Annotated in this window: 9 protein-coding genes and 1 tRNA gene; 5 read left to right on the top strand and 5 right to left on the bottom strand. The window is 38.6% G+C overall.

All coding sequences use genetic code 11. From position 1 onward, the window contains the following. Positions 1-180: 180 nt before the first annotated feature. From PL9214_RS09375 to PL9214_RS09365, 3 genes are all read left to right on the top strand, one after another. Positions 181-729 carry an NYN domain-containing protein gene (locus PL9214_RS09375; protein ID WP_072718472.1) on the top strand — a complete coding sequence of 183 codons (549 nt, stop codon included), beginning with the start codon at positions 181-183 and terminating at the stop codon, positions 727-729. Positions 730-850: 121 nt separating this feature from the next. After that, positions 851-922 (top strand) — tRNA-Asn (locus PL9214_RS09370). 122 nt (positions 923-1,044) lie between these two features. Then, a complete protein-coding gene (locus PL9214_RS09365; RefSeq protein ID WP_072718738.1) occupies positions 1,045-2,400 on the top strand; it encodes a DUF3370 domain-containing protein in 1,356 nt (451 codons plus the stop codon). Between the two features lie 455 nt (positions 2,401-2,855). Here PL9214_RS09365 and groL read toward each other — a convergent pair whose 3' ends face one another. The 5 genes from groL to PL9214_RS09340 all read right to left on the bottom strand — a co-directional run bounded on the left by groL (position 2,856) and on the right by PL9214_RS09340 (position 12,101). Next, complete coding sequence (groL, locus tag PL9214_RS09360; protein ID WP_072718471.1) at positions 2,856-4,529, bottom strand: chaperonin GroEL; 1,674 nt, start codon at positions 4,527-4,529, stop codon at positions 2,856-2,858. A gap of 333 nt (positions 4,530-4,862) precedes the next feature. Further along, positions 4,863-6,806: a CHASE2 domain-containing protein gene (locus PL9214_RS09355; protein WP_245824204.1), complete on the bottom strand. Its 1,944-nt coding sequence runs from the start codon at positions 6,804-6,806 to the stop codon at positions 4,863-4,865. A gap of 31 nt (positions 6,807-6,837) precedes the next feature. Next, positions 6,838-7,629, bottom strand: coding sequence for a DUF928 domain-containing protein (locus PL9214_RS09350; RefSeq protein WP_072718469.1), 792 nt, complete (start codon positions 7,627-7,629; stop codon positions 6,838-6,840). A gap of 129 nt (positions 7,630-7,758) precedes the next feature. Further along, complete coding sequence (locus tag PL9214_RS09345; RefSeq protein WP_083579934.1) at positions 7,759-10,290, bottom strand: CHAT domain-containing protein; 2,532 nt, start codon at positions 10,288-10,290, stop codon at positions 7,759-7,761. A gap of 104 nt (positions 10,291-10,394) precedes the next feature. Further along, positions 10,395-12,101: a hypothetical protein gene (locus PL9214_RS09340; RefSeq protein WP_072718468.1), complete on the bottom strand. Its 1,707-nt coding sequence runs from the start codon at positions 12,099-12,101 to the stop codon at positions 10,395-10,397. 97 nt (positions 12,102-12,198) lie between these two features. Here PL9214_RS09340 and PL9214_RS09335 point away from each other — a divergent pair, with 97 nt between their 5' ends. Together PL9214_RS09335 and PL9214_RS09330 are read left to right on the top strand one after the other, a co-directional pair. Continuing rightward, on the top strand, positions 12,199-13,122 hold the full coding sequence (locus PL9214_RS09335) for a glycosyltransferase family 2 protein (protein WP_072718467.1): 924 nt from the start codon (positions 12,199-12,201) through the stop codon (positions 13,120-13,122). 79 nt (positions 13,123-13,201) lie between these two features. Next, positions 13,202-14,026 (top strand): polysaccharide deacetylase family protein, encoded by an 825-nt coding sequence (locus PL9214_RS09330; RefSeq protein ID WP_072718466.1) that lies wholly within the window; start codon positions 13,202-13,204, stop codon positions 14,024-14,026. Positions 14,027-14,053 lie beyond the last annotated feature (27 nt).

Raw genomic sequence — 14,053 nt, 5'->3', positions numbered from 1 at the left:
TCCTATCGTATCCTGAAATGTACTTTTCAGAAATGAGTAATCCGCTTCACCGGGAACACTATACAGTTAACGGTCAACCATCAACTGTATAGTTCTGTGATAATATGTAAAGAAAAAATTAACCTTGGGCGTATTTTTATTAATCGTCCAACCCTTGCAAGCTTATTTAACAACTGAACCATGAGTAGCTCTCTCGCTAAAGCTGTCTTATTCGTAGACGGCTATAACATTATTGGAATATGGCCGCTATTGCGACAGAAACGGGATGGTGACGGGATGGAAGAAGCCCGTAGACACTTGATTGAAACGTTAGTGGACTATAGTGCCTTTGAAGGGTTAGATGCTCGCATTGTGTTTGATGCCCACTATCAAAATACTCCCAGTTTTAGCGAAGCCATTACCCGCAATGTGTCGATTCATTATACAGGTTTTGGACAAACCGCAGATACTTATATTGAAAAACTCTGTGCTTCTTTGGGTCGTCAATTGCGGTTGTCCCGACGTCGATTAATTGTCGCCACTTCAGACCGCGCTCAACAGTTGACGGTCACGGGTTATGGGGCTGAATGGCTGTCCGCCGAACAATTAGCCGAAGCGGTGGAAGCTACAACCCGCCGTCGCCAACGCCGTCATCAACCCCGGAAGCAATCGTCTAGTCGTTTCTTGGCGAGTTCCCTAGATGCAGAGGCTCAAACCCGCCTCGCTCAGTTGAGAATGGGCTTAAAATAGCCTCTATAAAGGCTTTTCAGGATTTAAAATCAAACTTCAAAAAATTTTTTCAAAAAGGCTTGCAAAATTCTAGGGTTTGGCGCTACTATAATTAACTGTGGCTAAAAGAGAGACACAACGTTCCTCGGTAGCTCAGCGGTAGAGCGGTCGGCTGTTAACCGATTGGTCGTAGGTTCGAATCCCACCCGAGGAGTTCACCCCAATAATATTTGAATATTAAATCAGACCATAACCTGATCTGGTATTTCAATCAGTATCCTGCATTTCTGTTGAGAAACGTAGGATATTGTTCTGTCTATTTTAATAACAAGGATGATTTTACCCTTATTTCTCAGTTTAACTTTATTAGCCCAAGCTGCCCCTCCTGCGCGGGAAATTGTACAACCTCAAGAAGTGCGACCGTTACCCGGACAATTAGATCAAATCCCTGTTTTTAATAGTAATAGTCCTGAACTAATTTTAAACGAAGGAATTTTACTTTCAACCTTTCCCCAAACCGATAAAAAACAACCAGAAGCCCACTTAAATTTTCCTTTTAAAGGTAAATTTGATATTTTTGCCCACCACGTCGCTAAACCTGCCCAAGAAAACGATTTAAGAACGCTTTATTTAGGAATATTAGCTTATAATCCAGGCAATAAACCTATTACAATTCATATTTTACAAGCCGCGAGTTATTTAAGTCAACCCGATGCTCCATTTATTCCTCTGGATGCTGTTTTAGATAATATTAATGGGAATATTTATGCAGGGCCAGGAAGTCGGGTCATGAGTGATATTTTAAGGGGAAAACGACAACCTGAATTTGTTGAAAAAATTGTGATTCCGCCCCAAAGCAGTCGTCTATTATTAAATGCACCCATTCCGGTTAAAAATTTAGAACCGCCTTTAAATGGTCGGTCAACCTTAATGCGTTTAGAAAGTAATGGAGAAGTTTATATTGCCAGTTTAGCGAAATATGCAACGGTGCAACAAAATAGAACCGAAATTGCACCCACATTAACAGAATGGGAACAATTATTAAAGTTAGGAACATTAGTAACACCGCGCGATCGCACTCCGACACCACCGAATACAAATCCTCAACAAATCATTTATGGAAGAGTCGCTGGAGTTGCATTAGGTTCCCGTTGGAATGGCAATATTGTTGATACTAATAATTCTATTTTAACGATTCCTAAACCGGGAGAAGCTTTTTCTTATCCTCTTGCAACATTACCAAGAGGACAGTTAGGAACTAATCAAATTCAAAGTGCTCCCTTAGTCGTTCGATATCCTGATACTGCTTATCAAGCTCATGGAAATTATGGCATAGAATATAACTTAAATTTACCCTTACATAACCCTACCAATCAACTCCAAACGGTTATTTTAACGTTACAAACTCCCATCAAAGAAGAAAAATTATCCCAACCCGGCTTAAGGTTTTTTGACCCCCCCGCACCCCAAGTGTTTTTCCGAGGAACAGTTCGATTTAGTTATAAAGATGAGCAAGGAAAATCCCAAACTCGCTATGTTCATTTAGTACAAAAACGGGGTCAACCCGGAGAACCGTTAGTCAAATTAACCTTAAAACCCAAAGAAACCAGACCTGTTAAAGTTGATTTTCTTTATCCTCCAGATGCGTCTGCTCCTCAAGTTTTGACGGTGCAAACATTACCGTTAAAATAAATCTAGTTTCAGTTGAATTTCACGAATTAAAGCTTGTTACCAACCCAGCTTTTAAGGACTACACCATAAATTGTTCATTTTGTCAATACCTCTATCTGTTGCTTAACATTCCTTTCCCAAAATTCGTGCATCGATACGCCGAAATTTAGTTATAAAACCAACAGATTGAACGACACAATCGGGGTTTTAGCCTTCATTTTTACAATTAGACACAATAAGCCCTTTGGTGCTGTTTTTTCAATGATACCAGAACCCCGATAATCTCGTCAACTATTTGAAAGTTATTCTCAATAAAATATCAAAAATTCCTAACAATCTTTTAAAAAACAAAATTATTTTGCCTGATTAATTAAAACAAGTTATTAAAGCAACGGATATTTCTCAATGACCAGAGTAGATCCGTTGCTTCAGCAAGCCCTAGCTAGAGATCAGCAGGGATGTGAGATCACGGCATTCTACATCATGCCCATGCCACCCATGCCACCCATGCCACCCATACCGCCCATACCGCCCATACCGCCCATGGCATCCATATCGGGCATTGCGGCTTTCTTCTCAGGCTTTTCGACCACTAAGGCTTCAGTTGTTAACACTAATCCCGCAATAGATGTGGCATTTTGCAGTGCAGAACGTACCACTTTTGCCGGGTCAATAATTCCAGAAGCAATTAAATCTTCGTATATTCCCGTTAAGGCATTATAACCCATGCTAAATTCAGTGTCACGGACATTTTCTACCACGACAGCACCTTCAGCCCCAGCATTACTGGCAATATAATATAACGGAGCTTCTAAAGCTTTAGAAATAATTCCGGCTGCAATTTTTTCTTCATCATCGAGTTGGGATTTAATTTCATCGACTTTTTTAGCCAGATGAATTAACGTTGTTCCACCACCCGGAACAATTCCTTCTTCAACGGCGGCTTTTGTTGCATTCAACGCATCTTCAATTCGCAGTTTCCGAGATTTCATTTCCGTTTCCGTAGCAGCACCGACTTTAATCACTGCCACACCACCAGCTAATTTAGCAATCCGTTCTTGGAGTTTTTCGGCATCATATTCAGAGTCGGTTTCTTCCAATTGACGGCGAATCTGCTCAACCCGTTTTTTCACATCGGCTTGAGTTTTGCTATCAGCTACAATAATGGTATTGTCTTTTTCAATGGTGATTTTGCTGGCGGTTCCTAACATCTCTAAAGAAACCGTATCTAAGCTTAATCCGACTTCTTCAGAAATTAATTGTCCCCCTGTGAGAACGGCAATATCCTGTAACAAAGCTTTGCGACGTTCACCGAAACTCGGAGCTTTAATCGCCGCAACATTCAACACGCCTCTGGCTTTATTAACCACCAAGGTTGCTAAAGCTTCCCCATCAATATCTTCAGCAATAATTAACAACGGTTGACCCGAACGGGCAATTTTTTCCAAAACAGAAACTAAGTCCTGAATAGAACTAATTTTTTTATCCGTAATCAAGATTCTGGCGTTAGAAAATTCCACCACCATCCGTTCATTATCGGTAATAAAATAGGGAGAAATATATCCCCGATCCAGTTGCATTCCTTCCACCACATCTAATTCGGTGGTGATGGATTTAGATTCTTCAACGGTAATCACCCCATCTTTGGTAACTTTTTCCATCGCTTGGGAGATCATTTGACCGATTTCTTCATCGTTTCCGGCGGAAATTGTAGCGACTTGGGCGATCGCATCTCCTTCAACGGGTTTAGCAACGGCTTGAATTTCTTGGACTAAAATCTGAGCAATTTTTTCCATTCCCCGTCTCAAGGCGACCGGATTAGCCCCGGCTGCGACGTTTTTTAGCCCTTCATGAATCATGGCTTGGGCTAAAATAGCGGCGGTTGTTGTTCCATCTCCAGCCACTTCATTGGTTTTGGAGGCGACTTCCTGCATCAGCCGAGCGCCTGTATTTTCGAGGGGGTCAGCAAGTTGAATTTCTTTAGCAACCGTGATGCCATCATTAACGATTTCAGGAGCACCAAATTTCTTCTCTAATAAGACATTGCGACCTTTGGGGCCAAGGGTGACGCGCACCGCATCGGCTAAGGCATTTACGCCTTTTTCTAAGGCTTTACGAGATTCTTCACTAAACGAAACAATTTTAGCCATCTTACAATATTGTTAATCACCAATAGGTTACTTTAGCACTCAACTGTTCCGAGTGCTAGTTCGGAAATCCGTCCTACTTAAGTTTTAAGAGGGAACAGGGAACAGGGAACAGGGAACAGGCAATAGGCAATCTTGCTATAGGCAATAGGCAATAGGCAATAGGCAATAGGCAATTACGAATTACGAATTACGATTGGGGAATGGTGAATAGGGGGCGAAAGCAGAAATACTAATATTAAAAATCATATAGCAATCCCAAATAGGTTGTAATAATTTAAAAGTGATATGAAATAGCTAGAAGTATTATCCCTGTTCCCTGTTCCCTGTTCCCTTTTAATCGTTGATTGCTTGATAAATATTAATTAACTGTTGACGTCCATATAATTGCACACGACCGACGTAACGAGTGGGAAACTTGCCATTAATTTGTTGATGGGTTTCTTCATTCATTAAAATCCGGCAGGTTCCCTCACTATAAAAGGATTTATCATAACTTTCTAAACGCGCAGCAATATTAACACTATCGCCTAAAGTTGTATATTCCATCCGTTGAGAACTGCCTAAACTTCCAGTAACGACAACTCCGGTAGCAATTCCAATTCTCATAGAAATTAGGGGTTGATTTTGTTGTTGCCAATGTTGATTAAGCACTCGCAATTTTTCTCCCATCGCTAAGGCACAGGATACCGCAGAAGTTGCATCTTGAGCAATTTCTTGGGTACTATTTCGAGGAATAGGAACTCCAAATACTGCCATAATAGCATCCCCCATAAATTTATCAACAACCCCATCATGTTCAAACACAATATTCGCCATGGCATTCATATATTCATTTAACCAAGTCATTAACATTGCGGGTTCCATGCGTTCAGCAATGGTACTAAAACCTTTAATATCCGTAAACAGGACAGTTGCTATCATTTTCTGCCCTAAAATTTGACCTTTTTGTAATAAATCCTCTCGATTTTGCCATATTGTTTCCGCAATTTTGGGGGTAACATACCGTTGAAATAACGTCATCACCATTTTTCGATCTTGACGTTCAACATTAGCAATATAAGCCGTAACCACCATCCCAGAACTGACTAATGCTAATAAGGGAGAAACTAAGGGAAGCCACCAACCACTAATAAAAGCACTATAAGAAATAATAATTAAACCTCCACTGGCTAAAATCAACCAATAAACTGTCCAACGGGTTCCCCCATAAATCCATCCTAAACTGCTACCAACCGTTGACCAAAGAAACACCCAAAACCATTCTGTCCGATCTGACCAAACATGAATTAAGGTGCGTCCATCGATAGCACTACTAATCAGTTGGCTGGCAATATTAGCATGAATAATTACCCCTGGTGTACGATCATTAATACTAAATAAATTACTGGTATAAGGAGTAAAAAATAGATCATTTAAACTTTGAGCAAAGGGGCCAATGAATACAATTTTATCATGAAAAAAATCCGGTGGAATCTCATTATTTAACACTTGAGTCATGGAAATTTTATGAAAATTATCCTGCGATCCCCGATAATTTAATAAAATTTGATAGCCATCATCATCAGCGCGAACATAACCGCCATCATTTTCTGTAAATCGTGTAAATTCAGCTTTTCCTAATTTGACTTGCTGATTCGCAGTCATTTTAGGGATAATCCCTTGAGTTTGTAAATAAAGTAAAGCAACGGTCGCCCCTAAATTTAAAATCGTAGGACGTTCTGGGGGTTTTATAGATAATAATGCCCGTCTAATTTTGCCATCTGCATCTAAAATTAAATCCGCCGCCCCCACTTGATTTTTATCTTTTAAAATCGGAGGCGGTTCAATGGAAGCTCGATTTTGATCCTCAACAACTTTCTCTACACCCACTAAATTCGGGGTTGTTTTAAATACCTTAATTAAATCCTCATGTCCCGGTTGAACAGGTAAATTCCGATAAATATCTAATCCAATCGCAATCGGTTTTTGAAGCTTTATTTTTTCTATTAATTGTGCTAAAATAGCATCAGGAATCGGCCATTGCCCTAGCTTTTTCAAATCCGGTTCATCGATAGTAACAATGACAATCCGGGAATCAGGAGGTTCTAGGGGGCGCCACCGCACAAATTGATCAAAGGTTGCCCAATCTAAAAGTTGTAAAAAACCTGTACTTTGCAGGGCAATAACTGAAGCCGTTATCACAGGACTTAACCATAAATAACGAAATAACTTCAGCCATTGCCCAGAAGATTTCCATCTGAAAGTATGAAGTCTGAAGACCGTTTGTTTTTGTTTCATAACTCCATACTTCATTCGAGTTTAACCTTAATTAGTTCTCAAGCGCATTCACAAACGGTTGATTCGCAATGGATTCTAAACCAACGGATTGTAACAGTTCATTCCATTGCTTGGTTAATGTTTCATCCATCGGTTGATTTTGACGCAGTTGGGCTAAAGTGGCTAAACTTTCAAACCAAATTCCATTTTCAGCATAAATTTTAGCTTGTTCTAGGGGTTTAGCTTGTTGTAGTTTAGCTGTTAACGTGGCATCGGGTTCTGTTCTGGTGACTTCCCCGCTTACAAACACAACTTTAGGTTCCTGCGCGTTTTCATCGTTGTAAATCACCCCAAATGACCAACGATAGGTTTGACCAATTTTTAACGGAGGAGTATCTTTTGGTAGAGCAATACTGAGGATACCGGGTTGATTGGGAAGCGTTAAACGAGTTTGGTAAATATCGTTGTTATTTTCATCTTTTAAGCTAAAAGCGGCTTCTTTTGCCGGAATTGCAGGAACATAGAAAAAGAATGTCGGGGTAGCCGCAACCGTCAATCCTTTAATATCCGTTTCTTGGCGATTGGTTTGAGAATAAAATGCCGGAACTAAGGCCATTAAGGGGGGTGCGGTTTGAATCGCAGCCAGAGTTTGACCGCGAGACCCTCCTCCGGCAGTGCGGCTGGGCATTCCTTCCCCTGGTGGGGGTTCAAAAGCCATGCTAATTTGGATTCCCTCTGAACGGGTTGGTTGAGCCATAACGGACAGTTGCGGAACAAAAGCTCCCCCCACAAGGGTCAGGAGAGATAGGCTAATCCAGTGCTGGTGCAAACGGTTGTGAAACATAAAAGTATGAGTCTCCAAAGAATACTCAGAAAGAATTGAACTAGAGTCAAGAGGACTCCTGTTAGATCACGGGTCTTGGATGATGCACTAATACTTTAATTTTATTAACCTATCTTCAGAGTTACAAATCTATTGCCAATTTCCCACCAAAACAAAGGGAGCCCAATAATAGGGATCTTGATATTTTGGCTGTTGTAACAGCTTTAACTGCGCTTGACGCAGAGCTTCGGCTTTACTGATTTGTTGCTGAGTTAATTCTTGATAAAATTCTGCCATCAAGGAGGCGGTAGAGGTATCGTTAACTTGCCATAACGTCGCTAGGGTACTCCGTGCCCCAGAACGCACCGCTACACCCGCTAATCCTAAAGCAGCCCGTTGATCTCCTGTTGCGGTTTCGCAAGCACTTAAGACTAATAATTCTACCGGATTTTGTTCTCCCCGTTGGCGACGGCTGAGAAAATCATCTAAATCCTTAACATTAATTCGACTATCCCAGGTTAATAAAAAAGTATCTTCCGCTTTAGAACTAAATTGTCCATGGGTGGCTAAATGAACAATGGGAAAGGGGGTTTCTTGAATTTGTTGTTGAACAGCCTCACGGGTAAATTGTTGATTTAATAAAACTTTTGTCGGAACTTCTGCCTGAATTTTTTCAAGTTCAGACGCAACGGCAGGTAAAGCCGAAAACCCTTGACGAGCTTCACTTAACCCAACAGTTAAGGCTTTAATTTGATTTCGTTTTAAAGATTGAGAAGCTAAGAGTTGTAAACCTGGAGTTAGAGCTAAATTATAGTTTTGAACTAGATAATTTTTGCCATCATAAAGGGCAGCCATTGGCACATTTCGCAGAGAACCATCTAAAACAAAGACTAAGGTTTTAATTGAGCTATTTTTGAGATCAGCTTCAGCCGGACGAATGAGCCAATCGTAAACTTTTTGAGATAATTCCAATCGTTCTTTTGTAGAAAATATCGGTTGAAAAGACAGTCGTAATTGACGAATTGTATTTTCAACCTGTTGTTGAGAAATTTCGGTAGAATAGTGGCGTAAAGGTTGACCCGGAATTGAGAGAATAACTTCTAAACGATTGGCTAAAATAATCGGATAAATGATGGCTGCATTGGGATCAATTTGATCAATTTCTTGAGGTTTAATTTCTTGATCTAAACACGCTTCTTGGAAAAAGTTATCGAGTTCAGCAAGTTGTAAGGATTCTATCAATTCACGGGCCGTTTTTAGGTTATCGGGAGTCGGAGATTGTAAAATTAAATCGACTAATTCTCGATAAACAGGTTCTACACTTTCTCGAAAGGAGAATTGCACATCTTGGTTAATCGCAACTAAGTCTTTTCTGAGAAATTTTAAAGTATTAACCGCTTCAGTATAAGCAGCGATCGCTTGGTCTTTCTGATTTTGTTGTTTTAGAAGTCTTCCTAGTTGCCATTGCCATTGATAAGCAATATCAGAAGCATTAATAGATTGAGCAATTAATAACGCTTGTTCAGTTAATTTCTGAGCTTCTAAGGGTTGTTGATTTTGTTCATAAAATTTCCCTAAACTTCCTAAAGCGTAAGATTCAGAACGGAGATCTGTTAAAGTTTTAGAAGATTGAATTGCAGTATTTAATAAATCAATAATTTTAGAATCATTAGAACTTGAATTTAACTTTATTAAAGAATTTGTAAAATTAACCATAGCATAAACCAAACTCCGACTCACGGGAATTTGAGAAATAGAATCTTGAATTTCCTTCGATAGAGTTTCTGCTTCTTTGTCTTGTTTTAAATCAATCAGTAAACTATATTCATTAATCAAAGCTTGCAGTCTTTCTAAACTATTCGATGCTGTTTTTACTGCCTTTTGATAATTTTCTAAAGCGACATCAGAATTATTTTGAGCGCGATTAAGATTGGCTAAACTTAAATAAATTTGGCTTAAAACTTGAGAATAATTAGAATTTTTTGCTAACTCTAAACTTTCTTGCAAAACAGCTTGAGCCGTTGTTAAATCTCCCACTTTTTTTAAAGTATTGCCTAAACTTAATAAAGCCGTTACTTTAATTAAAGAATCCGGTTGAGATTTCAGGGTTTCATTAACTTCTGTTAACATTTTTAAAGATTGTCGATAGAGTCCCAAGGTTTGTAAAGCCGTTGCTTGGTTTATTTGGTTAGTAATTTCTCCTAACAAATTTCCCGCTTCCGCATAAAGTTTAAACGCTTTTTGCCAAGTTTTAATGGCTTGTTCAGGTTGTCCTTGGGTAAGTTCTAATTGACCTTGAATCTCTAAAATTTGAGCTAGAATTAAAGGCTTTTTAGGAAAGGATAAATCTTGAATTAAAGCCAAACTTTCCTGTAGAACTTTTTCGGCTTGTTCCCATTGTCCTAATTGTTGTAAAACTAATGATAGATTACTTAAAGCGATCGCTTGATTAACAACATCTCCTTGTTGAGAGAACCCTAAAATAGACTGTTGTAAAATATCAGCAGCTTGAGTATATTGTCCTTGTTGATAATATTGTTTTCCTTGGTTAAATAATGTTGCTGGATCAGGTTTATAACTTTCAACCGAGGTCGGAGGTTGATTTTTGAGAGAAATTAAGGTAAAATTACTAAATAAAAAAATTGGTAAAATTCCGAGATTAATTAAACTTTTTTTTAACATGATTGACCTCCCTAAATGAGCCTATGGTTAGCTGGTGAGTGTGTCAAAAACTGCGATAATAAAATGTCAGGTAGTGTGTGCGCTGCGCTTACGCACCCTGCGGGTTATTTGATGAGACAATCTGCTTTTACCAGACGATAGAGTTGATTTTGATAGATAGTACAACGATTCCACGATTGTAACAGGATCGGTTGTTGTTTTCCTTGAAGTTGACTTAAGGCTTGTTTTCCTTGATCTGGCCATTGTTTAAACCAAACATTCTCGGTCATATATTCAGGACTGAAAGCTTTTTGATCAATCAGAAAATAATCAACGCCATACTTCTGAATAAACTGTTTCACTGTGTCTAAATTGGGGCTATATTGGGCAAAAATTAAATCTAAAACCCTAGGTTTAATTTGACGATAATATCCCTTTTGATACGGTAAAGCGTGTTCCCAGGAAACTAAAACCGGACGTTGAGAAAAAATGGGTAAATTATCTGCTTCTAAGGATAAAGAAGCCGTTAAAGTATCTTTCGGTTGTTGTTGTAAAAACTGATAAACTGCTGGATCTGTTCCAATGGTATAAGCAGTTCGTGGAAAAGCTTTTCCCCAAATAAAAAACGGATAAAAAATTAGCACAAAACTAAATACAACCGTTGATGCTAAAGCAATAATTTGTTTAAGAGTAGCTTGAAAAATCCCATCTAAGACAACAATTAAAAAAATTGCTGTTGAAATCGCTAAAATGATGCGGAAACTATGACTGGTGTAGCGACTGGGAAGAAATAACTTAAACAATAAGAGATGGGCGATCGCAAATAACCCTATAGATGTTAGGATTAAATACAGCAGAATATTAATTTTAGAACTAATTTTTTCCACCAACGGAAACTGACGGGGAAATCGGAACAAAATTGGTAAGAAAAATCCTAATATAACTAAAGGCGGATTCAGGGAAATTTTAAGGCCACTGCGACTATTTTTAAACCAAAAATTTAACCCCCTATTGCTATAGAAAAATGCTGTTCTTCCCTTATCTAAAAATTCCGGCATCGTTTTAGCTTCTTGGGCTGAAATGGTCGGGCCATATTCAGAAGTAGAGAAAAAATAAGGGATAATCACTAAGGTTGCAACCCCTAAACCAACAGCCGAAATGATATAATCCTGACGATTATTAGAAAATTGCAGTTTCCCTTTTTCCCACTGAATTAACCGCAAAATTAAAACCCCAGAAGCAACTAACATTAAGGGGCTATAAATATTCCCCATAATTGCCATACAAATTCCCACGCCCAGAGGAGATCGACGTAACAAGAAATAGAGAAAAGATAGAAACGCGGGATAAGCAAAACCGCTACTAACAGCCGTTGTTAATTCCCCATGTAACCAAAGATTTTGATTCAACAATAAAGACCCAATAAAACCAACCGTTGGGACAGGTAAAAGTTCAATACAAATCCCAAAGCAAAAAAGAGTCGTTAATAATCCTAAAAATAAAGGTAAAATCTTATTTAAAAGCAGAGGATTAATCCCTAAATTTGCCATCAAATGATAAAATCCACTCACACCCGAAGGCGTAATGGATTGATAAAAATCAGCAATTAAATCATTAGGAAATAAATCAGGATCAACAAACCGTTGCATCCAAAATAGATGTTGTCGGGCATCATCCATGATTAAATATTCTCCACTGAAAGCTTTTTGTAAAGGCGGAATGGCAAAACTAATGGAGAAAACTAGACTCAAGGTCAACCAAAAGATCATTCGAGGGCTAAATCGATGATCTTCTGGGGCGGTTAAAAACTTCTGGAGACGGGATACTAGCATCTAAAAATTGATCCAAAATCAGATATAATTGACCCGAAATCCGAGTCTGATCCTTTCAGATAATACAATAGGTTGAGAAATTCAGCAGATAAACGATATGTATCAAGTGGTGGATGGAGAGTTAACAACGGCAATTCAAACAACCTTAGCGGAAGGAAAAGGACTGTCTTTAGTCATTCCTGCCTTTAATGAAGAAGCCGCAATTGCAACGGTTGTGACGGGAATGATTAACCTCTTGAAACCAACTGGAGGCGAATTTGAGGTTTTAGTGGTTGATGATTGTTCAACGGATTCAACAGCAGAAAAGGCAAAGCAAGCGGGAGCAAAAGTCATTCGTCAGGGTCGAAATCGGGGTTATGGTGCGGCTTTAAAAACAGGAATTCGTAAAGCAAAATATGGATTAATTGCCATTGCAGATGCTGATGGTCAACACGATGCTGAACAATTAGCGAGTTTATTAATGGCGTTAGGCGATGCAGATGTTGCGATAGGAACTCGTTATAATTCACCTGTTCCATTTTTAAGAAAACCTGGAAAATTAATCTTAAAATGGGTAGCGAATTGGGTGACAGGATGGAAGATTCCTGACTTAAATTCGGGCTTAAGAGTCATGAGACGAGAAGCAATTTTTGATTGTATGCACCTTGCCCCCGATGGATTTTCCTTTAGTACCACAACAACCATTGCCTTAATTAATAATGGGTGGTTAATTCAGTGGGTTCCGATTATTATTAATCAACGAGTGGGTCGTCCCAGTTCAGTTAAAATTGTTAGAGATGGATTAAATACCATTTTGTTAATTATTAGAATTGTGGTGTTATTTGCCCCTTTAAGAGTATTTTTACCCGTCAGTTTATTTTTAATTGTTGCAGGTTTAATTAGTTCGATTTCAGGCATAATATTAGAAGATAACCTAGCGGATCGAGATGTGATTATATTATTATCAGGAATCATAATCTTTTTCTATGGAATATTAGCGGATCAATTATCAGCAATTCGTCGAGAAATGAAACAGATGTAGGGGCGAGGTTCGCCCACCCTGGGTCAGAAAACGTAGGGGCGGGAGAACCCCGCCCTTACAGAGTTAGGAGGATAAAATCATGAATCAAAAATTATCTAAAACAGCAATTATTTCCATTGATGTTGAAACGGACTGGGGAGGAAGACTTCCCGCTTCTACAGAAACAATTCGAGGAGTTAAAGTGGGTTTACCGAAGATTTTTGAGATTCTAAATCAATATCAATGCCCCGCAACTTTATTTATTAATGGAGAAATTGTTCCCTATATTCAAGAAGAAATTAATATTTCGATTCAAAAAAAATTTGAAATCGGTTCTCATGGTTTTACCCATCGAAAAATGCCTGAACTATCAAAAGATGAGATTATCAAAGAATTAGCAAAATCAAAAGCGATTTTAGAAGAGTATACAGGTCAAAAAATACGAGGATTTCGTGCGCCTCAAGCTCGAATTCCTGAAGGATTATATCAGTATTTAAAACAAACTAATTATGAGTATGATTCCTCGGTTTTTGCTGGAAAAATGCCTTCTCGGTTTAATAATCAAAATGTTCCAATTGAACCCTATTTACAAGATAATATCTGGGAAATTCCCGTTAATAGTTTACCCTTAATTCCATTACCGATGGGGTTATTATGGATTGATTTATTTCAATTATCCTTAATTCAACTGTTATCCTCAGTTTCTCCCCTTCCGCCTATTGTTCAAGTTTATATGCACCCCTTTGATTTTATTCCAGCCTATTCCGTCGAGGATTTATCAATTCCCTGGGGAGCAAAAGTATGGTATACTCGTCAACAAGGTTCAGCCTTAAAAACCCTAAATTGTTTACTATATTGGTTACAACAATTAGGGTATACTTTTAGAACGGCGGGTGACGTGATTAATTCTTGTTCGATGTCATAATCCCCTAATCTTTTATCTTTCAAATCA

This window comes from Planktothrix tepida PCC 9214 (genome assembly GCF_900009145.1).
Classification (GTDB): Bacteria; Cyanobacteriota; Cyanobacteriia; order Cyanobacteriales; family Microcoleaceae; genus Planktothrix; species Planktothrix tepida.
Note: the sequence above shows the minus strand (reverse complement) of the source record. Positions and strands in the feature narration are given on the sequence as shown.